Source organism: Prosthecobacter sp. (assembly GCF_044222345.1).
In the GTDB taxonomy this organism is placed as follows: Bacteria; Verrucomicrobiota; Verrucomicrobiia; order Verrucomicrobiales; family Verrucomicrobiaceae; genus Prosthecobacter.
Genome location: NZ_JBGANL010000007.1, coordinates 1 through 25224, shown reverse-complemented (window position 1 = coordinate 25224; position 25224 = coordinate 1). Strand labels below are relative to the sequence as shown.

The 25224-nt window shown below is 60.0% G+C and carries 21 protein-coding genes and 1 pseudogene; 8 read left to right on the top strand and 14 right to left on the bottom strand.

Translation table 11 applies throughout. The features are described 5' to 3' along the window. Positions 1-220: 220 nt before the first annotated feature. Entirely contained in the window at positions 221-1300 is a 1080-nt protein-coding gene (locus tag ACILSL_RS05960) for a hypothetical protein (RefSeq protein ID WP_395731083.1), read from the bottom strand. A gap of 588 nt (positions 1301-1888) precedes the next feature. On the opposite strand from ACILSL_RS05960, the gene ACILSL_RS05955 reads away from it, so the two are divergent. Next, positions 1889-3289 carry an MBL fold metallo-hydrolase RNA specificity domain-containing protein gene (locus ACILSL_RS05955; RefSeq protein WP_395731082.1) on the top strand — a complete coding sequence of 467 codons (1401 nt, stop codon included), beginning with the start codon at positions 1889-1891 and terminating at the stop codon, positions 3287-3289. Positions 3290-4099: 810 nt separating this feature from the next. Here ACILSL_RS05955 and ACILSL_RS05950 read toward each other — a convergent pair. The 6 genes from ACILSL_RS05950 to ACILSL_RS05925 all read right to left on the bottom strand — a co-directional run bounded on the left by ACILSL_RS05950 (position 4100) and on the right by ACILSL_RS05925 (position 9677). Continuing rightward, complete coding sequence (locus ACILSL_RS05950) at positions 4100-4411, bottom strand: hypothetical protein (protein ID WP_395731081.1); 312 nt, start codon at positions 4409-4411, stop codon at positions 4100-4102. A 123-nt stretch (positions 4412-4534) separates the two neighbouring features. After that, positions 4535-5233: a hypothetical protein gene (locus ACILSL_RS05945; protein WP_395731080.1), complete on the bottom strand. Its 699-nt coding sequence runs from the start codon at positions 5231-5233 to the stop codon at positions 4535-4537. 197 nt (positions 5234-5430) lie between these two features. After that, positions 5431-7050 (bottom strand): CTP synthase, encoded by a 1620-nt coding sequence (locus ACILSL_RS05940; RefSeq protein WP_395731079.1) that lies wholly within the window; start codon positions 7048-7050, stop codon positions 5431-5433. 35 nt (positions 7051-7085) lie between these two features. Further along, positions 7086-7841, bottom strand: a complete 756-nt coding sequence (gene kdsB, locus ACILSL_RS05935; RefSeq protein WP_395731078.1) for a 3-deoxy-manno-octulosonate cytidylyltransferase — start codon at positions 7839-7841, stop codon at positions 7086-7088. A gap of 248 nt (positions 7842-8089) precedes the next feature. After that, positions 8090-8371, bottom strand: a complete 282-nt coding sequence (locus ACILSL_RS05930) for an SWIB/MDM2 domain-containing protein (protein WP_395731077.1) — start codon at positions 8369-8371, stop codon at positions 8090-8092. Between the two features lie 136 nt (positions 8372-8507). Beyond that, a complete protein-coding gene (locus tag ACILSL_RS05925; RefSeq protein WP_395731076.1) occupies positions 8508-9677 on the bottom strand; it encodes a nitrogen regulation protein NR(II) in 1170 nt (389 codons plus the stop codon). A gap of 13 nt (positions 9678-9690) precedes the next feature. Here ACILSL_RS05925 and cutA point away from each other — a divergent pair, with 13 nt between their 5' ends. Next, positions 9691-10011: a divalent-cation tolerance protein CutA gene (gene cutA / locus ACILSL_RS05920; RefSeq protein WP_395731075.1), complete on the top strand. Its 321-nt coding sequence runs from the start codon at positions 9691-9693 to the stop codon at positions 10009-10011. Positions 10012-10013: 2 nt separating this feature from the next. On the opposite strand, the gene ACILSL_RS05915 is transcribed toward cutA, so the two are convergent. Together ACILSL_RS05915 and ACILSL_RS05910 are read right to left on the bottom strand one after the other, a co-directional pair. Further along, positions 10014-10487 (bottom strand): zinc-ribbon domain containing protein, encoded by a 474-nt coding sequence (locus ACILSL_RS05915; RefSeq protein WP_395731074.1) that lies wholly within the window; start codon positions 10485-10487, stop codon positions 10014-10016. A gap of 84 nt (positions 10488-10571) precedes the next feature. Further along, entirely contained in the window at positions 10572-11894 is a 1323-nt protein-coding gene (locus ACILSL_RS05910; protein WP_395731073.1) for a glutamate--tRNA ligase, read from the bottom strand. A 138-nt stretch (positions 11895-12032) separates the two neighbouring features. Here ACILSL_RS05910 and ACILSL_RS05905 point away from each other — a divergent pair, with 138 nt between their 5' ends. The 3 genes from ACILSL_RS05905 (at position 12033) to ACILSL_RS05895 (ending at position 15695) form a co-directional block, all read left to right on the top strand. After that, positions 12033-13490: a hypothetical protein gene (locus ACILSL_RS05905; RefSeq protein WP_395731072.1), complete on the top strand. Its 1458-nt coding sequence runs from the start codon at positions 12033-12035 to the stop codon at positions 13488-13490. A 334-nt stretch (positions 13491-13824) separates the two neighbouring features. Further along, entirely contained in the window at positions 13825-14859 is a 1035-nt protein-coding gene (sppA, locus tag ACILSL_RS05900) for a signal peptide peptidase SppA (protein WP_395731071.1), read from the top strand. Between the two features lie 2 nt (positions 14860-14861). Then, complete coding sequence (locus ACILSL_RS05895; RefSeq protein WP_395731070.1) at positions 14862-15695, top strand: lysostaphin resistance A-like protein; 834 nt, start codon at positions 14862-14864, stop codon at positions 15693-15695. A gap of 328 nt (positions 15696-16023) precedes the next feature. Here the strand turns inward: ACILSL_RS05895 and fabG are convergent, their stop codons facing one another. Beyond that, positions 16024-16770, bottom strand: coding sequence for a 3-oxoacyl-[acyl-carrier-protein] reductase (fabG, locus tag ACILSL_RS05890; protein ID WP_395731197.1), 747 nt, complete (start codon positions 16768-16770; stop codon positions 16024-16026). A gap of 83 nt (positions 16771-16853) precedes the next feature. Here fabG and ACILSL_RS05885 point away from each other — a divergent pair, with 83 nt between their 5' ends. Beyond that, positions 16854-17837 carry an endonuclease/exonuclease/phosphatase family protein gene (locus tag ACILSL_RS05885; RefSeq protein ID WP_395731069.1) on the top strand — a complete coding sequence of 328 codons (984 nt, stop codon included), beginning with the start codon at positions 16854-16856 and terminating at the stop codon, positions 17835-17837. Positions 17838-17839: 2 nt separating this feature from the next. Here the strand turns inward: ACILSL_RS05885 and ACILSL_RS05880 are convergent, their stop codons facing one another. Then, a complete protein-coding gene (locus tag ACILSL_RS05880) occupies positions 17840-19300 on the bottom strand; it encodes a DUF1501 domain-containing protein (protein WP_395731068.1) in 1461 nt (486 codons plus the stop codon). Between the two features lie 93 nt (positions 19301-19393). Continuing rightward, positions 19394-20026: a hypothetical protein gene (locus tag ACILSL_RS05875; RefSeq protein WP_395731067.1), complete on the bottom strand. Its 633-nt coding sequence runs from the start codon at positions 20024-20026 to the stop codon at positions 19394-19396. Positions 20027-20241: 215 nt separating this feature from the next. Here ACILSL_RS05875 and ACILSL_RS05870 point away from each other — a divergent pair, with 215 nt between their 5' ends. Beyond that, entirely contained in the window at positions 20242-21525 is a 1284-nt protein-coding gene (locus ACILSL_RS05870) for a sulfatase (RefSeq protein WP_395731066.1), read from the top strand. A 209-nt stretch (positions 21526-21734) separates the two neighbouring features. Continuing rightward, positions 21735-22430: a class I SAM-dependent methyltransferase gene (locus ACILSL_RS05865; RefSeq protein WP_395731065.1), complete on the top strand. Its 696-nt coding sequence runs from the start codon at positions 21735-21737 to the stop codon at positions 22428-22430. Between the two features lie 225 nt (positions 22431-22655). Here ACILSL_RS05865 and ACILSL_RS05860 read toward each other — a convergent pair whose 3' ends face one another. Beyond that, positions 22656-25007, bottom strand: coding sequence for a heavy metal translocating P-type ATPase metal-binding domain-containing protein (locus tag ACILSL_RS05860; protein ID WP_395731064.1), 2352 nt, complete (start codon positions 25005-25007; stop codon positions 22656-22658). Between the two features lie 13 nt (positions 25008-25020). Beyond that, positions 25021-25224 (bottom strand): annotated as a pseudogene (locus tag ACILSL_RS05855) (sulfite exporter TauE/SafE family protein); the annotation flags it as partial.

Here is a 25224-nt window from a genome sequence, read left to right as displayed (position 1 = left end):
CCCATTAGGCTATAATATAATTTAAAATGCTCTAAAATGCGCCGCGCGTGCAGCAGGACTGGTAGAGCCCCGCTGTGTCGGGGCCGAAGTTTCGAGTCTGTAGCATCGCGGGCGCTCAAAAAGCTGCGCCGTCCTTAAAACGTCGAAAGTCAGGGGCAGGGCTCAATGGATGGCAGGCGCATTCCACCACAGCCGCCGGCCCACCTTTTCAACGGTTGTATCACTTCTGCTTCAGCAGACGCACCCGGTGCGTTTCGCTGTCGCCGATGTAAACGGTGCCGTCTGCATCGCAGAAGATGCCATGCAGGCGCGCCATTTTGCACTGAAGCGGATTCCCTTCCGGGCCGTCGCCCTTTTCACCAGTACCCGCGATGAGTTCGAGATTGCCCGTCTTCGCATCAATCATCCGCACGCTGTGGCTTTCGGTGTCGGCCAGCCAGGCATTGCCTGCCGCGTCGATGGAGACCCCCTTCGGACCACTCAGCGTCGCCAGCTTGGCCGGGCCGCCGTTGCCAGTGAAGCCTTTGGCCCCCGTGCCCGCCACGTGATGTATCTTGCCCGCCTTGAGGTCAAACTTGAAGACCTGGTTCCCCTCGCGGGTGACGAGCCAGAGATTGCCCGCCTTGTCGAAATCCAGCGAGCGCGGCCCTTTCAGCGGCGTGCCTTCGATGGGTGCGCCATCCGGCGTCGCACCGGGTTTGCCGGTGCCGGCAAAGGCGCTGATCACACCGGTTTTCATGTCGATCCTGCGGATGACGTTGTTTCCGATGTCGCACACATAGAGGCTTCCATCAGGGCCAAACTGAATGCTGTGCGGGCTTTTGAACTGCGCCTTGGCCGCCGGGCCTCCATCACCGCTGTAGCCTGCCACGCCGGTGCCTGCGAAGGTGGTGATGATCTTCGTTTTCATGTCGATCTTCCTCACCACATGATTCGTCATGTCGACGACATACAGATCCCCCTTCGCATCAAAGCGGATTTCATGCGGCAGATTGAAGGTCGCCTCCAGCGCAGGACCACCATCGCCGCTGTAACCCTTCTTCCCCGTCCCCGCGATGGTGCTGATAGTGCCGTCCGCAGCCACTCGGCGGATGCGCTGGCCGGTGTATTCGCAGAACCAGATAGCACCATCCGGCCCACGTGTGACGCCGAAGGGGTTGTCGATCTGCGCCGCAGTGGCAGGGCCGCCATCACCGCTGCCCCCCTGGGTACCGTTCCCGGCAAAGGTGGAGATGGTCCATTCGGCGGCGGTGGCGGTGGCGGATTGAACGAGAAAAGCGAGAGTGAGGAGTAGGCGCATGATTGGAAATTGGGACGATGAAGGACGGCTTGGTGAATGCCAAGCAGGAAATGAGTACGCAATTCATCGCACCGTTTTGCTGGCGCAATTTGCCAGGCCTGCCAGAATCCGCACACAACCATGAAACCGCGGCTTCTCTGCGCCTGCCTTTCTGTTTTGACCTCCACGCACGCAGCAGTGCAGATGCCTTCCATCTTCGCCGATCACTTGGCACTGCAGCGCGACCTCCCTGCTCCCGTGAGGGGCAAAGCCTCCCCGGGATAAGACGTCACCGTCGAATTTGCCGGCCAGAAGAAAGCAAGAGTTCCAAGGACGCCCCATCGCCTTCCTACCAGCCCTATGGCATCATCGCCCTCAGCGAGACATCGGGCATCTTCAAATTTGCCTGCCGAAATGGGGTTTTGCAAATGGCTGTTTAAAAAGGCCGCTCTTCCATAAGTCCCTTCGTTTCATTCATGAGGACCGAGTCCGGACAATAAAAAGATGGCTTTGCAATGGCAGAACAGAATAACTTCGCTGTGTTGTATTCATTCCGACGCCTTCTTTGATTCAACGTGCTTCGGGCACCCCAAAAAACTCCAACCATCCATGAAACTGACTTTCTGCGGTGCCGCCGGCACCACCACCGGATCCAAGCATCTTATCACTGTCAACGGCCAGCGCATCCTGCTGGACTGCGGCCTGTACCAAGGCAGACGCAGCGAGGCCTTTGAGCGCAATCGCGACTTCCCCTTTGATCCCAAGCAGATCAACGTCGTGGTTCTTTCCCACGCCCACATCGACCATAGCGGCAACCTCCCCCATCTCTGCAAACGTGGCTTCAACGGCAACATCTTCGCCACGCCCGCCACGCGCGACCTCTGCAGCATCATGCTGCCCGACGCCGCACACATTCACGAGAGCGACATCAACTGGCTCAACCGCCACCGCAAAAACGACAACCTCCCGCTGCTGGAAGCCAGCTATACCATGGAGGATGCAGAGCAGTGCATGCGGCAGTTTGTTTCCGTGGGCTATCACCGCCCCATGATCATTGCCGACGGCGTCACCATGACCTTCATCGATGCCGGTCATGTCCTCGGTTCCGCGCAGGTCATCCTCGACATCGACGACCGCGAGACCGGCAAAAAATCCCGCCTGCTGTTCTCCGGGGACATCGGGCGCCCCAACAATGACCTGCTGGCAGATCCCGAAGCCTGCGAGAAAGTGGATCACATCATCATGGAGAGCACCTATGGCGGACGGCACCATGAGCTGGCCTCGGATTCCAATGAACACATCTGCCGGATCATCCGCCGCATCCTGCAGCAAAAGGGCAAGCTCATCATCCCCGCCTTCGCGGTCGAGCGCACGCAGCAGCTCCTCTACACACTGGACCAGTTGCGCCACGAGGGCTGCTTCCCCCTCATCCCCACCTTTGTGGACAGCCCGCTGGCAGTAAAAGCCACTGAGATCTTCCGCCTCCATGTCGATGAACTCAAACCCACGGTTCATGAGGCCGCCTTCATGCGCAATGATCCTTTCGGCTTTGAGGGGCTGCAGCTCGTGCGTGATGTCAATGAGTCCAAAAACCTCAACAAACTCAAAGGCGCCGCCATCATCATCTCCGCCTCTGGCATGGCCGAATCCGGCCGCATCCTCCACCACCTCCGCAACAACGTCGGCAACAACCGCAACATCATCCTCTTCGTCGGTTACTGCGCAGAAAACACTCTCGGCTGGAAACTCCGCGAAGGGCACCAGCGCGTAAACATCCTCGGCGACGAGTTTGAAGTCCACGCCGGCATTGAAATCCTCGACTCCTTCTCAGGTCACGCCGACCACGACGAACTCCTCGGCTGGTTTGACCGCGTCCAAGGTCCAAAGAAAAACGTCTTCCTCGTCCACGGCGAACCCGACCGCTCCACCGCCCTCAAAGCCGCTCTGGATGCAAAGCACGGAGAAAGCAGCGTGAAAGTCGCAGTGATGAACCAGGCCGTGGAGCTATAAGAAAGTGATGCGGGCACTCTTGCCCGCAAGGGGCTGGCCCACGATGCGCGACGCGCTTGCAAACAACTCGTAACGTCTTACATTAGAGCATTTTAAATAAAAATGTGGCCTCATCTGGGTTGAAAAATCCAAAGCTATCGCGAGGGCGACAGCAAAGTGGTCCGCACAGTCCCCTGTGCGGCGCTCCGCCACACCCATCAAATCCGCGTCCGCCGCCGCCGCCCCATTAGGCTATAAAATAATTTAAAATGCTCTAATGCATCCACCATGAAAAACGCCATCGTCTTTCTCGGACTGCTGGCAGCCTTCGTTTTGTGCAGCCATTCCGCGCCGCCTGACAAGCCGGGCCAAACGCCTGCTGTTCTGATTTTCACATCCTAAGCAAAGACAAAATCGAGGGCTGGAAGGAAGTGGATCTGCCGGGTGCTCGGCAGCGGGGTTACATCTCCCCCGATCCTGATCTGATCCTCAGCCAGTTGAAGAGTATTCAGCGCTATAAGAGATCCCTCTCCAATCCCTTCACTTCCGCAGTGGAAGAATACTCAGGGATCCAGATCACTCTCCAGGATGAAGATGCGCCCGCCTTTACAGCGATGAGCCGGCGGGCACATCACCATCAAGTGCTCGTCATGCTGGGGGACAAACCTCTCGTGGCCCCGCTCATGACATAGCGGTTCGCAAAACTCATTTTCGTTTAGCAGGCTGTTTCTTGATCGATGATCATGGGCTTCGACGGCGGCTGGCTGAGGACAGCCAACCCTACCAGCACTGGGCATGCGAGCGCCCAGCGCGAGGTAGGGCGGCTTGTCCTCAAGCCGCCGCCGAGCGCGTCTCCACGCTCGCTTTCCGGAAATCAGTTTTGAAAATGCTATGACCGACATCACCGAGCCTGTTTTTAACATCCAGACGGACGGCCGCGGTGAGAGTTTCTTGATCGATGATCTTGGTCTTCGACGGCGGCTGGCTGAGGACAGCCAGCACTACCAGCACTGGGCATACGAACGCCCAGCGCGAGGTAGGGCGGCTTGTCCTCAAGCCGCCGTCGAGCGTCTCCACGCTCGCTTTCCGGAAATCAGTTTTGGAAAATGCTATAACCGACATCACCGAGCCTGTTTTTAACATCCAGACGGACGGCCGCGGTGAGAAAGAGCTTCATGAGGCGCTCATGAAGCTGGTGAAATGAACCCCATGGGTGAACGCGGGGCGCTACCATTGCAGGCCAGCGCGCCCGCATCACGACCATCCTCAATTCCCGCTCTTAAACAGCCGCTTGAAGAAGTGCCCCACTTCGAGGCCCGTATCTCCCGTCCATTCCCACGCATTGCGCGCGGCACGCCTCACATTGTCGGCGGCACGTTCACCTTTGGAACCGGGCTCAGGAGAGGAAACCGGCGCGCCAGGCACATTGCTGGCAAGACCGTTGTCCCACTGCTGATGAATCACCGCGCCAGTCTCGGCGGAGATGACGATGAAACCCACTTCATTGCCATCCGTGCCATTCAGCGCCAGCCCCCACTCAGGTGCCCCGGTGGTGGCATTGGCGGCAAGCTGATAGGACGCTGCGACGAAGTTGGTCTTGGCCAGCATCGCATTCTGCTGCGCGATTTTGAGTGCGTCGGATGAACGGAATCTGATCCGGTTGAAGGCAATGACCTGCGGTGGCACGCGCGTGAGCAGCTTGGTGCCACCACCGGCAGTCTTGGGTGCCCAGCCGCTTTTTCCAGCAGTAAGGATGGCACGCACGAGTTCCCCCTGACGGAATGGATCCCGCGCATAGACGGACCACTGCGTAGGATCGGCGGCACTCGCAGGTGATTGCAGCAGCACCACGCCTTCGGAGGTCGCGGCCCCGTATTCCTGATCGATGATCGTGGCAATTTCAGGATTGGCCTGGCTCAGTGAAGCACTGGCCAGCAGAAGGCTGAAGAAGAGAGATGTTTTCATGGCAGGGAGCAGGTTGGAGTTCAAAATCGGAAGGATGTTCAATCGCGGCTGCGCAGCTTGCTCAGCAGGCGCAAAATTTCGAGGTAGCGCCAGACTACAAGACTCCCCATGGGTTGGTCAATCGACCTCTTTGATGCTTTTCCTCAGCTTGAGCCACCCACGAAAGGCGCCAAAACCGGAGTTCAAGCAGCCTCCTCTCAGCACACCGGATCCGCCACCGCATGGTGCTGCATCGCGGCTTTGACGAAGCCAAAGAAAAGCGGATGCGGATTGTTCGGCTTGGAGAGGAACTCGGGATGGAACTGGCAGCCCACAAAGTAGGGATGCGATGGCAGCTCAATGATTTCAGCCAGATCACCCTTCGGTGAAGTCCCGGAGATGAGCATGCCCTTCTGCTCCATGAGCTCCTTGTAGTCGGAATTGAACTCAAAGCGGTGGCGATGACGCTCCGTGATCGTGGCGCTTCGATAAAGATCAAAGGCCTTGCTGCCAGGAACCAGATCAGTGACCCAGGAGCCGAGGCGCATGGTGCCGCCGAGCTGCTTCACCTTCTTCTGCTCCTCCATCAGGCTGATCACCGGATGCGCCGTGCTCTTGTCAAACTCAGTGCTGGTCGCGCCCTTCAAGCCGCACACATTGCGCGCAAACTCGATGACGGCGATCTGCATGCCGAGGCAGATGCCAAAATACGGAATGCCCTTTTCACGGGCATAGCGCGCAGCAGTCACCTTCCCTTCCGTGCCACGGTCACCAAAGCCACCGGGGATGAGGATGCCCTGCAAGCCCGTGAGATAGAGCTCAGGACCAGCTTTTTCGATGCTCTCGGCATCGACGCGGATGATTTCCACCTTGCAGTCATGGGAGGCACCGGCGTGCGTGAGAGATTCATAGATGCTCTTGTACGCGTCCTGCAGCTCGATGTATTTGCCAACCACCCCGATGCGCACGTGGTGCGTGGGGTGGATGACGCGCTGCACAAAGTTGCGCCAGCGGGTCAGATCCGGCTGCGGCGTGGTGAGGTTGAGCAGGCGGCAGACATTGTCGTCCAGCCGCTCTTCATGCAGCTTCAAAGGCACCTCATAGATCGTGTGCTTCACATCACGCACTTCCACGACCGACTCGATGGGCACATTGCCAAATAGAGAGATTTTTTCACGCACATCGAGATCCAGCGGATGCTCGGTACGGCAGAGAATGATGTGCGGTGCGATACCAATTTCGCGCAGCTTCGCGATGCTCTGCTGCGTGGGCTTCGTCTTCAGTTCCTGCGCCGCCTTGATATAGGGCACCAGCGTGGCGTGAATGTAGAGCACATTGCCTGGACCGACCTCATGACCGAACTGACGGATGGCCTCCAGGAAGGGCAGCCCCTCAATGTCACCCACAGTGCCGCCGATTTCAGTGATGATGACGTCTCCGCCCATCTTCTCCGCAACCTCGTGCATGCGCGCCTTGATCTCATTGGTGACGTGTGGGATCACCTGCACCGTGCGCCCCTGGTATTTCCCGGCGCGCTCCTTGTCCAGCACGTTCTGGTACACCTGCCCGGAGGTGAGGTTGTTCAGCTTGGAAAGATTCGTGTGGGTGAAACGCTCGTAGTGGCCCAGATCCAAGTCAGTCTCCGCACCGTCATCCAGCACATACACCTCACCATGCTCGTACGGGTTCATCGTACCGGGGTCAATATTGAGGTACGGGTCAAATTTCTGCATGATGACCCGCAGGCCACGGAGTTCGAGCAACGTGCCCAGAGAGGAGGCGGCAAGCCCCTTGCCGAGTGAACTAACGACGCCGCCTGTGACAAAAATGTATTTCATGGATTCTCTTCGGTTGGAGGTTGTCGGGGCGCAGTTCAAGAAGATTGTTTTTGAAGATGCTTTTCAATCGCGTCAGCCTGCTCCGGCGTATCCACGCCGGGCGAGAGCTCGTCCGTCAGCACCACGCGAATTCGGGACCCGTTTTCCAGGGCTCGAAGCTGCTCCAAAGACTCCGTCTGCTCCAACCGCGATGGCGGCCAGGCCACAAACTGAAACAGGAAGCTGCGCTGAAAGCCATAGATGCCCAGATGCCTGTAGCTGCGCGGCCAGGCCTCCGGATTGCGCAGGTAAGGCAGCGGCGAGCGCGAAAAATACAGCGCATCCCCCTGCGTATCGAAGATCACTTTGACCACATTCGGATCACTGATCTGCGCCGCATCCTGGATCGGCGCGGCAGCAGTGATCATCTTCACCCCCGGGTCATCCCTCAGCGTCCGCGCCAGCTCATCAATCAGCGCCGGTGAGATCAGCGGCTCATCCCCCTGCACATTGATGATAACTTGGTGCTCAGGAAACGAATTCGCCGCCTCGGCGATCCGGTCCGTCCCGCTCGGATGCTCCGGGGCAGTCAGGACAAATTTCGCCCCAAATCCTGCCGCAGCCTCCGCTATCCGCGCGTCATCCGTGGCGATGATCACGTCGTCGATCTGCCGACACTCCTGGCAGCGCTCCCACACATGCTGCACCAGCGGTTTGCCGGCGATGAGGTGGAGCGGTTTGCCTGGGAAGCGGGTGGAACCCCAGCGGGCAGGAATGGCTACGAGGGTGCGTGAAGAGTCGGTGGTTGCCAAGGTGTGGTGGTGACGAGCAGGTTCCCCTGAGATGACGCCGAAGACCCGCCGATGCAAGGGAGATTTGATTCAACCATGAGTAGCCGAAAGAAGATCAACCACAGCCCTCAGTCAGCGCCCCCTTTGTCCTTCCCGTCCCTCCCGCCCCCAGACGCAAAAAACCCGCAGATCAGCTTGATCTGCGGGTTTTGGAAAGGGTGCCTTTCGCAGCGGTTTCCCCGAATCTCAGGGAACTGCGGATGCCGGGCTTACTTGACGTGAGCCGAGACGAGCTTCGTCATCTCAAACATCGTCACCTGGCTCTTGCCACCAAAGACGGCCTTCAGCGCCTCATCAGCATTGATGTTGGTCTTCTTGGCCTGGTCCTGCAGACCGTTCTTCTTGATGTATTCCCACAGCTTCTTGGTCATTTCGCCACGGGACAGCGGGGCGGAGCCGATCACCTTCGCGAGAATCTCATCCGGTTGGACGGGTTTGCTCAGGGCTGGGTTCAGTTTGCGGGCGGGTTTCGGATTGGTTGAGTCAGACATGGGGGCAAATGCTGGCCGAATTTTGCCACATGGTCAACCTCCGTAATGCATCGGATTGATCTGAGACGATAATTATAATCTTTTATGTAATATTGAGAATCAGTAGGCCATCCGCGTAGCCAGCCCACACTCCACCCTAGCCTAGGTCTCGGCTTTTGCCCCCCGTATCCCGTCCAGCCTCCAGCATCCGTACGCTCTTCTCCACCAGCGGCAGCCACAGACTCACCCGGGTGCCCAGCCCCTCCCGGCTTTCGATGTCGATCTCCCCGCCATGCTCACGGATGATGCGCCGCACAATCAGCAGCCCCAGTCCCGTACCCGTGGTCCGGGTCGTGGAAAAAGGCTGGAAAAGCTTCCCCATCTGTTCCGCATTGATCCCCTTCCCCGTATCCTCAAAGCTCAGCCGCACCTCGAAGTCCGTGAAGGTGCCGTTGATCGTCAGCGTCCCGCCATTCGGCATGGCCTGGCATGCATTACGGATGAGATTGTAAACCGCCTGCTTCATCTGCCCCGCATCCAGCGGCATGGCGGGCAAATCAGAGCGCAAGTCCAGCTTCAGCTTCACCTTGCAGGCCTCGATCTCAGGCTGGAGGAACCGCACGCACTCATCCAGCAGCTCGCGCAACTGCACCCTCTGCAGCTGTGGCTTCGACGGTCGGATCGCCGCCAAAAACTGCCCGATGATGAAATCCAGCCGCTTGATCTCTCCGGTGGCCACGTCCAGGTGCTCGCGCAGGCTTTCCCCCTTCGCCCCCATCTTCTTGAGGCGTCGCTCCAGCAGTTGCAGGTGGATCGTCAGCGAATTCAGCGGATTCCCCAGTTCATGCGCCACCCCGGCAGCCAGCAGCGTAAACGCATTCAACCGCTCGCTTTCCAGCTGCTCCTCTGTGCGCTTGCGTGTCTCGGTCACATCCCGGATCAGCATCACAAAACCCATGGGGCTGTCATCGTCGATGCTGGTGATGTAGAAATTGAGGTAGCGGTTCTCCGGGTAAAACACCTCCAGGTCCCGGCTCACCACCGTGCCCGGCTTCAGCAGTTCATTCCAGTCCAGGCCGCGCACCCCCTGCGCCAGCCGCTGGCCCACCACCTGATCCTGCTCCATGCCAAAAAAAGTACAGGCCGCACGGTTCACATAAGTCACCTTGTTTTCGGTATCCAGCAGGATGACGCCCTCCTGCAGCGCCTCGAACACCTTCTCCTGAAATTTTTTCTCCCGCACCAGCTCCAGCACGATGCCCTGGATCTCGCCCGGTTCCAGGCGGTCCATGCGTTTGATAAGCTTGTCGATGAAGGCAGATCTCATAAGCTGGCGGTAAATGAACGACCTCTTGATTGTCCTATGCACCTTCCCCGACCTCGGGAAAGCCCGCGAGACTGCCACGGTGCTGGTGGAATCGCAACTCGCCGCCTGCGTGAATCTCATCCCCGCCATCGAATCCATCTACCGCTGGCAGGGCAAAGTCGAAACCTCCGCCGAGGTCCTCGCCATCTTCAAAACCACCCCCGCCGCCTGGCCCCTCTTCGAGTCCCGCCTCCAAGAACTCCACCCCTACGACGTCCCTGAAATCGTCGCCCTAAGGCCCGAGCAGGTGGCCAAGTCCTATGCTCAGTGGGCTGGGGAGTGTGTAATCGTGTGAACTCAATGTTCAGATGCACCGTTCAATTTCATCAACTGCTTGCAAAAAAGTTCACGGGTCTCGCACATCTTGTCAGGAAGAGGGCCACAGGAACTTTCCAATTTTTCCAAGATCTCCAAGATGCGCTCCTTCTGCTCAACGCTTCCTTGTGAGCGGGCTTCACCAATGAGGGCGTCATACTCCTGGCGAAGGTGTAGTACTTCGCTCCGTCTCAAACAACACTCATCACAGCGGGTTTTCAGTGAATCGACGAAGAATTTGTAAGTCTCAAACCAGACCTGCTGCTCCTTGGCCGACCAGAGGAACTCGTTCCCGCAGTCGGCACAACGAAAGCGGGCATCCACATACCACCGGCGCGGCATGACAGTGCAGTTTTGAAGTGCTACGTTCGCTGCGATGGCGGTCGAATAATCGAGCTCCAAAGAGCCCCAGTAAAAGTGCGGCGGAATGTCTTTGATCCCGGTATTGCGATGCATGTCCACTTCCAGCAATGAAATTACCTGCCATAGGCCAAAGGCTCGAAAAAACTCTCATCAAATTGAGGAAGTAACAAGACGAATTCACGCCCCCATCACCTCTCCCAGCGCCCACTGAATCCGCGCAGTCGTCTTCTCTTTCCCGATCAAATGCGCAATCGTCGTCACCCCCGGCCCGCGTGACTGCCCGCTCAGCGCAAAGCGCAGCAGCGGCATCATCGCTCCCGGCTTCACACTCAGTGTCTTCGCCGCCGCTTCCACCGCATCGTGCACGCCCTGCTCGGTCCACTCCGCAGCCAGCGCCAGCTGCTCACTCGCAGCCTTCAGCAGCCCCGCATTCTCAGGCTTCGCCTTGAGCTTCGTCACCACATCCGCCTCAAAGGGATAGTCCTCGCGGAAGAAGTAATGCACCCACTCCGGCAGTTCCGTCAGCAGGCTCACCTTCTCACGCACGCTGTGCACAGCCGCAGCAGCCATCGCGTCATCTTCCCACGTCAGACCAGCCGCGCTTAAAAAGCGACGACCGTTTTCCAGCAGCGCTTCAGGGCTCAGCTCACGCAGGTACTGCGCGTTGAACCACAGCGCCTTCTTGAGATCAAACTTCGCATTGCTGCTGTGAATCGCCCCCGCATCAAACAGCGCCGTCAGCTCCTCGCGGCTGAGCTTTTCGCTCTCCGCCTTCGGCGTCCAGCCCAGCATGCACAGGTAGTTGAACACCGCCGCAGGCAGGAAACCCGCGTTCATGTAGCTGTGCTCGATCGCGCTGCCTTCATCACGCTTGCTCATCTTGCTGCCATCCGGATTCAGGATCAGCGGGATGTGCGCATAGGTCGGCGGCGTGGCCCCAAAGGCGTTGAAAAGATCAATGTGCTTCCAGGTGTTGGAAAGATGGTCCTCACCACGCAGCACGTGCGTCATCCGCATCTCGATGTCATCCACCACGTTCACAAAGTGAAAGATGTAGCTGCCGTCCGGGCGGCGGATCGTCATGTCCGGCTCCTCCGTCGGGGCGAAGGTCACATCCCCACACACCAGGTCATGCACCGTGATGGCCGTGCGGCTGAATTTGAAACGCATCGCACCATCGGGCTCGGCATACACGCGCCCGGCGTCCTCCAGCTTCTTGAAATACGCGTCATAGATGTCCTTGCGCTGGCTCTGGAAATACGGGCCGCAGTCACCGCCCACCTCCGGGCCTTCGTCCCAGTCCAGCCCCAGCCAGCGCATGCCTTTGATGATGCCAGCCGCGGCTTCCGCCGTGTTGCGCGCGCCGTCCGTGTCTTCCACCCGCAGGATGAAGGTGCCGCCGCTCTTGCGGGCCATGAGCCAGTTAAACAAAGCCGTACGGGCGCCTCCGACATGAAGATCACCAGTGGGAGAAGGAGCAAAGCGAACGCGAATGGACATAATGAGAAGGAGTAGTGCGGGCAATCCTGCCCGCTCAGAACGAGTTAAAACAGGGGGTGACGACAATAGCCGGAATTCGCCAATTCAAATTTCAAATCTCAAATTTCAAATCTCACAGGACTGATTATGCTCACCCCTATGAAGAAGTTCACCCGCATCCTCCTTGTCCTTTTCGGTCTCGGCGTACTGCTCGCCTTGGCGGCCCCTCTGGGCGGCGTCTGGTGGCTGCGCAGCTATGTGAACCAGGAGCGCCTCACGCTCGAAACGGAAAAGAACATCAACGCCCGCGTCCAACTGGATGACGTGAACCTCTCCATCCTCTCCTGGCCCCCCAGCCTCCGCCTCTCGGGAATCAAAATCGGCCCGCGCGATCAATACGCAGGCACCCCCGTCGCCGCACGCCCGCCCATGCAGCACGCACCGGTGAGTATCCAAATGGCCTATCTGGAATTGGTCCCCGAAGGCCTGTGGCACCGCCATTTTTATCCGCGCATCCTGCGCATCATCGGCCTGGACGTCACTGAAACCGTCAGCCCTCAAGACGGCAGCTCTCTCCAAAAGCTCTTCCAGCCACCTCCGGAGAAGCTGGCGCAGATGCAGCAGCAGGAAGTGCCTCGCGCCATCCCGGTCCAGTCACCGCCCGTGGCCGCAGTGCCTTCGCCCGGACAGCCCGCCCCCGCTTTGACCACTCCTCCAGTCTCGGAACAGCCCCCCCCGCCCCAGCCCAGCGCCGAACGTCTGTCCCTTCAGGAAATCAGCATCGAGCAGGCACATTTCCGCGTCAGCAATCAAGGCGTCGACTCTCAGTTCAAAGCCGACATCAGCGACTTCAGCCTCGCGCTCACCGACATCGACATCGACCCCGAAGACCTCACCGCCCACAACCGCCTCCACGTCCGCCTCGCCGCCAAGGCCGTGGTGGAGGGCGTCGCCAAAATCGGCGGTCAATCCCGGCAGGTGCGCTTTGCCGACATGACCCTCCATGGCGAAGGCGATGTCAATCCCGTCGATCCCGCCACACGCATGTGGTCCCCTGCGGCGGATCTGAACCTCATCATCGACCGCGGCTCCTCCATCGGGGGAAACATGACCATCGGCGAGACCGCCGGCCAGCACCTCGACAAGCTCATGAAATACGGCATCGATCTCAGCGCCGTCCGCATCGGCGGCATGCTCGCGCAGGACGTCCACGCCCACATCCTCTACCGTCAGCAGTCCATGCGCTTCCTGGACGACACGCAGTTTGCTCTCCCTGACTACGAATACACCATCAAGCGTGACTCCTGGATGGACTTCGCCAAAGACCAGCAGGGCATGCTCACCCGCCTCTCCTGTGGCGATGCCATGAAGCAAAGCCTGATGCAGGGCATTGCCAGCCGCGGCATCAACCGCACCCTCTCAAAGCTCATAGTAGAGGGCCTTTCCGACAGCCGTGGCCGCCTCACCTTCGATCTCACCATCACCGGCTCTCTCTCTCACCCCGAGGTCAAACCCGACCTCCAGGTAAAACTCGAAAGCCTGCTCGGAAACGACATCGAAGACAAAGCCAAGGACCTGATCAACACCTTCAAGGGCCTCAAAGGTTTGTTCAAATAATCCCCGCGCCGCGCGTCCGCGTGTTTGCCTCTCGGTTGCTTGATTCGCAAACAGAACGTATTGCGCATACCGATCTCCGTCCCCCTTCCTGCCGCGCTGCCCCAGGGCTGGTAGGGACGCGTTGCGCGCGTCCCAGTTTCCGGGTCTGCCTCATCCGTAAGCAATCCAAAAAGGTCCGCCGTCCTTGCAGCCCTCTACAGCACAATGCCCGTGAAATGGAAAAATGAGTTTTGTGAATGGCTGCTGCAAGACATCCTCACCTGCTGAATCAGCCCGCTAAATTGCGGTGCGAAGGGCTTGGCAAGTCACCACCCGCCGCTTAGCTTCCAGCCTTATGAGCAATAAATCTTATGGATGCCTGATCGCCCTGCTGCTGCTCGGACTCATCGTGAGTCTCGGCCTGAATGTCGGCCAGTTCCTCGGCAAGCTGGACCTCGATGTCGGCGCTGACACCAGCTTTTCTGCCGCACGGCCCAAGCGCCATCTGCATGAATCCACGGTCGAGTCCCCCAAGCAGTCCTCGCACGACAAGATCGTCCACATCGACCTCGAAGGCGTCATTTCCTCCATGTCTGTGGGCGGCCTTTTTGCCGAAGCCATGCCCAGTGTGGAGTCGATCAAAAACTCGCTGGAGCAGGCCGTCGCGGACACCCACGTGAAAGCCATCGTGCTGCGCGTGAACTCCCCCGGTGGTGAGGTCACCGCCTCGGACATCATCTACAATGCGGTGAAGAAAGCCGCCAAGGTAAAGCCTGTCGTCGTTTACATGGACTCCATGGCGGCTTCCGGCGGCTACTACGTCGCCTGCGGCGCCACCAAGATCGTCGCCAGTGAAACCACCCTCACCGCCAGCATCGGCGTGATCATCGAGACCATGAACTACAGCGAACTCTTCGGCAAAGTCGGCCTCTCCATGACCGCCTTCACCAGCGGCGCCTTCAAGGACTCCCTCAGCGGCGCACGCCCCATGCGTGAAGACGAAAAGGCCTACGTGCAGAATCTCGTGATGCAGATGTATGATCGCTTCCTCGGCATCGTCTCCGAGGCACGCGGCGTGCCTAAAGAACAGCTCAAGAGCACCGTGGCTGACGGCCGCGTGGTGACAGGTCGTGAAGCCCTCGCCGCCAAGCTCGTGGATCAAATCGGTTACGTGGAGGATGCCTACGCTCTGGCTCGCACCCTCGGCAAAGCCGCAGATGCAGGCGTCGTAAAGTATCGTCACGATGTCAGTTTCTTCGATGTGTTTGGCGCGGCCTCCGCCAAAGCAGGAACACCACCCGCCAAGGTGCAGCTGGATCTGAGCAGCGGCCTGCTGCCCAAGCTGCTGCCTGGCGTTCCCTATTATCTTCCTCCCAGCTACGCCCACTGATCATGCTGGATGTGCATTCATTCGGCGTCCTGCACGATCTGTCCGTCTTTGTCAGCATCGCCACCGCCATGGCGCTGGTCAGTTACTGGCTGCTTCGGCACGCGCGTCCCGAAGTCTCTTGGAACCATGAAGGCTCCGTGCTCTCGCGTCCCTACGGCGCACTGGATTTGCTCGTGCTGGCCGGCATCGGCCTGCTTTTCATCCTCTCCATGCAGCCCCATGAGTCAGGCCAGACCGGGGGTGATACGGTCAACGACAGCAGTCTGGTCCTCGGCATGCTGTTCCATCTCACCGTCTGCGCGGGGCTTCTGCTCTACCTCTATCAGGCTCGCGGTCTGAATCCCGCCGAACTCTTTGGCCTGCAGAATCTGCACTGGCGCTCGCTGGCGGTGACACTGGGAATCTTCACCATCATCATCTTGATCTCCGTGAATGTGGTTTCAGCCGTCACGGTGACGTGGTTGCAGAACTTCTGGACGGACCTCCAGCCCCAGGAAACCGTCCAAGCCTTCCAGAAATCTGACGGCATCGGCTTCAAATTCCTCGTCATCTTCCTGGCCGTGGTGATCGCCCCCCTGGCGGAGGAGACCCTCTTTCGCGGCTTCGTCTATGGCGTCCTCAAACGCTACACCGATGCCCCGTTCGCGGCGCTGAGTTCATCCCTCATGTTCGCCATCATCCACATGCACGTCGGCAGCCTCCTGCCCCTGTGGATGCTCGCAGTCCTCTTCTGCCTCGCCTACGAAATCACCGGCTGCCTCCTCGTGCCGATGATCCTTCACTCCATCTTCAATTCCGTGAGCATCATCGCCATGATCTTCGGAGACAAAACCTAAGTTCCGCGTCAAACCTCAGCGCCGCAAAAGCAGCGCGCCAACTCTTCGGAGCGCGGAATTTATTCCGCAGCCGGTGCCACCCGCTCCAAGCAAGTCCCTCACACCGCGTCCCGCAAACAGAACGATCCGCGACTGCGAAGACGAGGCGAGATCGACGGAAGCACGAAGTTCACCCCTCGTTGGCTCCCCACCGCCCCGCGTGCCACAGACCTGGTAGGGACCCGCTGCGCCGGGTCCGAAGTCTCGGGTCTGTCACGTCGCAGGCACAAAAAAGGTGCGCCGTCCTCACGGCCCCGGAAAGGCACAAGACGCCCCCTCAGCATCCAGCTCACATCACCATCCCGCCATCCACGGCCAGCACCTGCCCCGTGATATAACGGGCCGCCGGGCTGGCGAGGAAAAGAACGGCTTCAGCGATGTCTTCACCGGCACCGAGATCACCGAGCGGGATCTTCTTCAAAATCTCACCCTTCACCGCGTCATTGAGCACATGCGTCATGTCCGTGGCGATGAACCCAGGGCAGATGCAGTTCGCCGTAACACCACGACCAGCAAACTCGCGCGCCAGAGACTTCGTGAATCCAATGAGTCCCGCCTTGCTCGCCGCGTAGTTCGCCTGCCCCGCATTGCCGATCAGGCCGATCACAGAACTGATGTTGATGATGCGCGCCCCTTTTTGCTTCAGGATGCTGCGCTGAAACGCCTTCACCATGTTGAAAGCGCCCTTCAAATTGGTGTCCAGCACCACGTCCCAGTCTTCCTCGCTCATGCGCAGCAGCAGGCCGTCCTTGGTGACACCGGCGTTGTTCACCAGAATGTCCACGTGATCATAGTCCGCCAGGATCTGCTTGCCCACTTCGGCACAGGCTGCCCCATCGGCCACGTCCAGCGCATAAGCCTTCGCAGCATCGGGATGGGTGGCGTTGATGGCATCCGCAGCGCTTTGCGCATTGGCCAGTGTGCGGCTGACGACGGCCACTTTCGCGCCCTCGGCGGCAAAAGTTTCAGCGATGGCTTTGCCAATGCCACGTCCGGCACCGGTGACGACTGCGATCTTGTCTTGAAGTTTACCCATGCCTGCATCCATGAACGGCATGCACCGCCGCGCAAGAAGAAGGTGCATGCTCGCCCCTGCATGCTTATTCTCCCTCATTGCCGATGAGTGACGACGCGCCGCCAGCCGACAAACCTATCCCTGTCAAAAAAGCCGTCACACTGGGCGGGATTTGTGATGTCATCTCCCTTTTGGCCCTCTCCTGCACCTGGCTCGGCAGCCTCGGCCGCTATGGCTGGTTTTTTGATCTCCTTTCACACTTCCGGCTCCAGTACGTGATCGTCTGCGCCCTCGTGCTGATCTACGCGTTGATTCGCCGTCGCACCTGGCTGGTGCTCATCTCGCTCATCTCCCTGCTCTGGAATGCCCAGATCATCCACGCCTTCCATCAAACGGCCGAGCTGACGCCCTTCCCCGGCGAGAAACCCCTCCGCGTCATGACCTTCAATGTCCTGACGGAAAACAAAAACCAGTCGGCCGCCATCACCCACGTGATGCAAACCGACGCGGACATCGTCTGCCTGCAGGAAGTCGATGAATCCTGGCGCGCAGCCTTGGAACCCCTTCGCATCAAATACCCCCATCACCTGGAAGAGCTGAGCGAGGTCCATTTTGGCATCGCCTGCTACACCCGGCTGCCCATGAAGAGCTCCGAAGTCCGCCTTTTCACCATCTGGCGGCTGCCCACCCTCGTGCTCAATCTCGATCACCTCGGCAGACCGCTCACCTTCATCGGCACCCACCCCAACTCGCCGATGAGCGCCCAGAGGGCGCATGAATGGCGCGAGCAGTTGTCAGGCATCGCCACTCTCGTCGCTGGCCTCACCGGCGAAGTCATCGTCGCCGGCGATCTCAACGCCACCCCCTGGTGCGAAGGCATGCGCCTCCTCCGCGAAAACAGCGGCCTGGACTTCCGTTCCGTCGATCCCGTCTGGCCCCCCACCTGGGGCCTGAATCTGCCCATGATGATCCCCATCGACCACGTCCTCACAAAACGCGGCCTCACCGTCCAAAAGCGCACCCTCGGCCCCGAAACCGGCTCCGACCACCGCTCCGTAACGGTGGAAATCAATCACAGTACGCCCTAGCTCTAAGCCAGCACCGCCTTCACCGGACTGTGCTCCTCCACTCCCGTGAGCCTCTGGTCCAGTCCCTGGAACTTGAAGCTGAACTTGCGGTGATCAATGCCCATGAGGTGCAGAATCGTCGCGTTGAGATCATTGATGTGCACCGGGTCTTTGGCCACGTTATAGCTAAAGTCATCCGTCTCGCCGTGTTCCACACCGCCTTTGATGCCACCACCGGCCATCCACATGGTGAAGCAGCGCGGATGGTGGTCACGCCCATAGTTTTCCTTCGTCAGCGTACCCTGTGAATACACCGTACGTCCAAACTCCCCGCCCCAAACCACCAGCGTGTCCTGCAACAACCCGCGTTGTTTCAAATCCATGATCAGCGCCGCGCAAGCACGCTCGGTGTCCTCCACCTGACCACGCAGCAGCTTCGGCAGATTGCTGTGCTGGTCCCAGCCGCGATGCAAAATCTGCACCACCCGCGTGCCCCGCTCGATGAGCCTCCGCGCCATGATGGCGCTGTGCGTAAAGCTGCCGCTGCGGTTCACATCGTCCCCATACATCTCCAGCGTCGCCTTGCTCTCCTTGCTCAGATCCGTCAGCTCCGGCACACTCGTCTGCATCCGGAACGCCATCTCATACTGGGCGATGCGCGTCTGAATCTCCGGATCGCCAATGCGGTCATGATTGATCGTGTTCAGCTTGTTCAGCGCATCCAGCATCGTCCGCCTGTCACTTCCATCCACCCCCGGCGGATTCTTCACATACAGCACCGGATCCCCCTGCCCCCGCAGCGCCACCCCCGTATACTTCGTCGGCAGGAAACCACTGCTCCACATCCGCGTAAACAAAGCCTGCGCCTGGCTAGCCGCAGGAAACGTCGGCGTAAACACCACAAACGACGGCAGGTCATTGCTCTCGCTGCCCAGCCCATACCCCAGCCACGAGCCAATGCTCGGCTTCCCCGGCACCTCGCTGCCCGTCATCACAAACGTGCAGGCCGGGTCATGATTGATCGCGCTCGTGTGCACGCTTTTGATCACCGCAATCTCATCCACGATCTTCGCCGTATGCGGCAGCAGCTCGCTCACAAACCGCCCGCACTGCCCGTGCTGCGTGAACTTGAACATGCTCGGCGCCACCGGAAACCGCGCCTGCCCGCTCGTCATCGTCGTGATGCGCTGCCCGTTGCGGATGCTGTCCGGCAAATCCTTGTCAAAATGCTGCTGCAACTGCGGCTTGTGATCCCACAGATCCAGCTGCGAAGGCGCCCCATTCATGTGCAGATAGATCAGCCGCTTGGCCTTCGGCGCAAAGTGCGGCAGTCCGGGCAGCGCCGGTTGCACCAGGCTGGAAGCCCCGCTCGCAAACGACTCTCCCATCATGCCCGCCAGCGCCACACCACCCAAACGCAAGCCTGTCTGGCCAAAAAACTGCCGACGCGTTTGCTGGCGGTGATATTCGAGAAGAGGATCCATATCCGAAGAAAACGTCGCATGAAGGCCCGGGCTTGCGCCAGAACACCAAAGTACTCGTGAGCTTCAGCTCACTCTGAGACGCCCCCTCCCCGCTCACCGAAACAGCTTCTTCTCCACCACCGGCCCGTTCACCAGCACACGGCGCTTCGCAAAATCCAAAACCATGACCGCGTCCGCCTTCGCTCCCTTGATGTGCTGCTGCCCGGACTGCACCGTCGGGTCCCCCTCCAGCACCACCTCCGAGGTTGAACTGCGAAAATGAATGCGCTGCGCGATGCCAAAGAACGTGCCGTCCTTCGTGATCACCGTGATTTTGCTCCACTTGTCAGCACGCGCAAGACGCGGCCACATCTGCTTCTCCGCCTTCACATAAACAAGATCCGCCCCCTGCAGCAGCACAAAGGGAAATTCATTCACCGCCAGCTGCCGCCGCGTGTCGTCGATCGACCCCAGCTTGTCATCCGAAGTCGATCCCGCCGCGATCGCCAGCAGCGAAGTCACCATCCCCATCAGATCCCCCGCCCTCCCTGTCAGCCCCGAGCTCGGCCTCTTGGCCTTCGGCGATCCCTTCGGCAGCTCCTCATCACGGATAAAAAGGCTGCGCGGGATCGCCTTGCCACCCTGCACTTCCAGCATCGGTCCCGGCAGGGCCGCCCACTGCTTGAGATCCGGAAACGGCAGGTAGTCCAGCGGTTCCGAAGTCAGTGGCTTGGACACACTGTGCATGGCTCTGTAGGCAAACGAGCCCACGTGCATTTTGCAGGAGGTCAGTGAAAAAAGGCAGATGCTGAGCGCCGGCACCACACGCCGAAAGCGTTTCCGAATCATCCCCCTAGGCTGTCGTTCCCTCGCTCATGCGCAAGTCTGGATTGCCTCCAGCCTGCAATTGCGAGCAATTTGCCCGGCAAGATGCCCCGCAGCCCCTTCGTTCTCATGCGCCCATGATCCGCCGCCTCTTCCTCTCACTGCTCGCCCTCCCCTGCCTGCTCTCCGCCGCTGATGCACCGCCAAACATCGTCATGATCATCTCGGACGATCATTTGTACAGCGACTACGGCTTCATGGGCCACCCCGTCATCCAGACCCCAAATCTCGACCGCCTCGCCAAAGAAAGCCTCACCTTCACCCGTGGCTACGTCCCCTGCAGCCTCTGCTGCCCCAGCCTCGCCTCGCTGATCACCGGCCTCTATCCGCACCAGCACAAAGTCACCAGCAACGATCCCCCCATTCCCGCCGGCATGAAACCCCGCGAGTTTCAAACCAGTCCGCAGTTTGACGCCGGTCGCGAAGTGATCAGCAAGCACCTCGAAGAAGCCGGCACCCTGCCCACCATGCTCAAGCAAAAAGGCTACCTCAGCCTGCAAACCGGCAAATGGTGGCAGAAGAGCTACGAGCGCGGCGGCTTCACCCATGGCATGACCCACGGCGGCCGCCATGGAGATGCCGGCCTCGACATCGGCCGCAAGACCATGCAGCCCATCTATGATTTCATCAGCGAAGCGAAGCAGCAGCAAAAGCCCTTCTTCGTCTGGTATGCCCCCATGATGCCGCACGATCCCCACACGCCACCCAAGCGCCTCCTGCAGAAATACAAGGACAAGGCCCCCAGCGAGCATGTCGCCAAATACTGGGCCATGGTGGACTGGTTCGACGAAACCTGCGGCGAGCTCATCAAGCACATCGACGACAATGGCATGAAGGAAAACACCATCTTCCTCTACCTCAGCGACAACGGCTGGATCACCAACCCCAAAACCGGCCGCTACGCTGACAAGTCAAAACAAAGCCAGTACGACGGCGGCCTGCGCACCCCCATCATGATCCGCTGGCCCGGCCACGTGCAGCCAAAAATGTCCGAAGACCTCGCTCAGTCCATCGATCTCGTTCCCACCCTCCTCAAGGCCGTCGGCATCCAGCCCGCTAAAACCTTCCCCGGCATCGACCTCCTCGACTCCTCCGCCGTCACCGCCCGCAAAACCCTCTACGGCGAATGCTTCACCCACAACTTCGTCGATCTCAATGTCCCCGCCGCCAGCCTCCGCTGGCGCTGGATCATCTACGGCCACGACAAGCTCATCGTCCCCCACAAGGCCAACCAACCCGATGACGTCGTCGAACTCTACGACCTCAAAGCCGATCCCACCGAAGAGAAAAACCTCGCAGCCGAAAACGCAGACAAAGTGAATGCCCTGAGCTCAAAGCTCGACGCCTGGTGGAAGCCATAAAGTACGACAGACATCCCAGTCTGTCGGCCAGCGTCCCCCACCATCCCTCAGCAGCCTCACCTTCCAGCTCCGGCACCGTCTCCGTTCCTTCCGGCATCCACAGACCAAAGCGTCCATCATGCTCAGGCGAAATAATCTCTCGCCCCCGCCCCCTTGATCGGCACGGTCACACCACTCAGTTCGCCGCATTGGCGCTCTGACACCCCATCATGCCCGCCCGCTTCTACCCACAAGCCTCGACTCCCCCCATCGAGTCCGACACCGAATTCCTCACCGCCTTCAGAGATCACGAATTCGACCAGCACTATCCCGATCACATCCGCGAACAGTCCGCCTGCCACTGGACCCCCATGGATGTCTGCCAGATGGCCGCACAGATGCTCGTCGAAAAGCCCGGCACCCGCGTGCTGGACATCGGCTGCGGCCCCGGAAAATTCTGCGCCATCGGCGCCTCATCCACCCTCGGCCACTTCACCGGCGTGGAGCAGCGCACCAGGCTCGTCAAAGCTGCACGCGAGCTCATGGAGCGCCTCCGCATCACTCGGGCTGAAATCGTTCACGGCAACATCACCACAGTCTCCTTTGACGCCTTCGATGCCTTCTACCTCTTCAATCCCTTCGAAGAAAACATCCTCCCCATGCTGCGCATCGATCACGACGTGGAGATGAAATCGCAGCTCTACGACGACTACACCCTTCACGTGCAGCAGCAGCTTGAGCTAAAACCCCTCGGCACACGCATCGTCACCTACTACGGCAGCTGCGCCGAAGTCCCCGAATGCTACACCTGCGTCAAAACAGCCTACGACGGCACCTTGAAACTCTGGCAAAAAACACGCTCTCACCTCGAAGACGCAGAGGACGATGATCCGCCCGAGCCCTGCCGCTTCCCGCATCTCATCTAGCACACACCATTTTGCAGCCAAGGCAGCCCAAAGCAGCCCCCCCTCTCCCGGCCCCTGAGCCACGACGAAACACATATTTCTCTTCGGGGAACCGGAGCGCAGCGGAGATAGACTGCCTCAGGCAGCCCGAAGGGCGAACGAAGTGAGTCAAAGGGCCGGGGTGAGGGGTCAAAGCCCCCCTTCGCCAGCAAAGGATACCCCCAAGTTTTCTACAACGCCCCCCTCTCAGCACGCCGTCACACACGCTTCCCCAGCTCCCACCTCCGGCTCCACATACTTCCTCACCCCGGCGCTCCCGCCACGCCGAAACACCAGCGCCACCAGCGACAGCGTCGCCAGCGAACTCAGCGGCATTAGAATCGCCGCCAGCAGCGGACTCAGATGCCCCATCAGTCCCACGATCACCGTGACAATATTATACGTCACCGAAAACCCGAAGACCGCATGCACCGCCCGGCGATGCGTCGCAGCGATGTCCAGCAGGCTGCTCATGAAGCGCATGCTGTGTCCCAGGAAATAGAAGTCCGCCTTGTGCTCCAGAAAGCTGCGCCCCGTCACCGGACTGCCCGCACACGCCGCCGCGTCAAACGCCAGGCTGTCATTCGCGCCGTCACCAATATAGAGCGTGCCCTGCGGCTCATGCCCGGAGATCCACGCCGCCTTTTCGTCCGGCGTCAGACTGTGCTGCCATTGCCCCGGTTGAAGATGCAGTTGCTCGGCGATCGCCGCCACCTTGGTCTCGCGGTCACCACTGAGGATGCTCACCCTCAGCCCGCGCGCCTGCAGCGCCTCCACCTGCGCCAGAGATTCCGCACGCAGTGCATCACGAAAGCGGAAAGCGCAGAGCGTCACTCCATCCCGCGTGAAGATCGCATCCGCAGACGCATCCTGCGGCCGTGAGATCGCCCACACCTCGCCCTCATGCTCACAGCGCAGCCCCTGTCCGGGCACTTCCGTCACCTCAGCGTCCATGCCTTGCTCCGGCATCCCGCCCAGCGCGTCAAACAGGCTGCGGCTCACCGGGTGCAGATTGCCGCTCGTGAGATGGCGCAGCATCTGGCGTGAGTTCTCATCCAGTCCATCCAGCACCGCAGCATTCATCAGCATCGGGTTCTCCAGCGTCAGCGTCCCTGTCTTGTCAAACACCACCTGGCGCAGCCGCGTCAGCTTCTTCCACAGCCCCAGCGTGCGTACAAAGACACCCTGGTCCGCCGCACGGCTTGCCGCGATGTCATCCGCCAGCGGCGCCGCCACACCCAGCGCGCACGGGCAGGACACCACAAACACCGAAATCATCACCTGCAGCCCCCGCGCCCATTCACCCGTGTGCCACCACCACCAAAGTCCGCCGACCACGCCCGCCAGCACCACCACCACCAAATAACCACGCAGCAGTTTTTCCAGCCGCAGATCCCGGTGCTCCCCACCACGGCGCGCCTCCAGCAGCTTGTGCAGCGTCGATTCGTTCCACGACTCCAGCGCCACCGCATTCAGCGCCCGCGTACCCGCGTTCAACGCGCCTGATGGCAGCAGCTGCCCGCTGCTCCGCGTGCAGGAGTCGCTCTCTCCGCTGATCCACTCCAGGCTGATGCTCGCATGCTCATCGGTCAGTTTCGCGGCCACCGGCACGGCCTGCCCCGGCTTCACGGTGAAGGTCGCACCCGCTTGCAGAGCGTCCAGCATCTCCGCCTCAGGAATGGAGGGATCACGCAGCAGCCTGCGGCGGTTCCTCGCCACGGCCATCTGCTGCACCAGCCTGCCGCCCAGCATCAGAAAGATGAACATCGCCACAAAATCGAAGTACTTCAGCCCCGGCTCACCGCTCATCCAGCCGATGAGCGATCCCGCATACGCCGCCAGAATCCCGAGAGTGATCGGCGTATCAATGTGCAGCACCCCAGCACGCAGCGCATGCCACGCACGCTGCGCGAAGTAGCTGCCACCCACCAGCAGCGCCAGCGTGGCCGATGCCGCCGCCACCAGGTCAAACCAGTGCGCAAAGGGAAAGTCCGCCGGCATGCCAAAATACGCAGGCAGCGAGAACGCCATCGCATTCATCGCAAACGCACCGCACACACCGGTACGGCGCTCCAGAGTGTTGTCACGGGTCTGCCCACCCTCGGCACGCTGCATGCCCAGCAGGTAGCCAAAGCGCTGCAGCTCACGCGCAAACTCCACCGGCTGAAACTTCCCCGGCTGCCAGGCCATGCGCAGTTCACCGCTGGAGATGTCCACTTGGATCTGTGTGCCACCCAGTTTGTCAAACACCCGCTCAATGAGCCAGATGCACGCCATGCACGAAAGCCCCTGCACAGACACGCTCAGTTCAGCCGCCACATCCTCACTCACCCGCGTGGCTTCGGCGGCCAGCGTGGCGGTTTCCAGCCAGCCATAGTCCTGCTGCCGCATGGCCTGCGCAGGGACAGGCGGCAGGTTCAGCCCGGACTTGAGATCATAAAAATGTTCCAGTCCATTTTGTTGCAGCATGTCATGCACAGAGCGGCAGCCCGCGCAGCAGAAGCCGTCGCTTCGCGTGGCCGGAACCGGTGTCCCGCAGTGCTGGCAGGTTGTGTTCATAGAATTCAAAAAATCAGTTCATCGCATGGCAGCAGCTCGCCGCCTCACTGCTTCCAAAGTCCAGCGTATCCCTCAGCCTCCACGCCAGAATCACCGCCGTCACCAGCGCCAGTCCCCGCTGCACCTTCCGCATCGTGGCAGGCTGGAGGCGCCCCCCCAGCATATGCAGCTGCGTCTGCGCCAGAAACAGCAGCGGCAGCGTGCCCAGTCCAAAGGC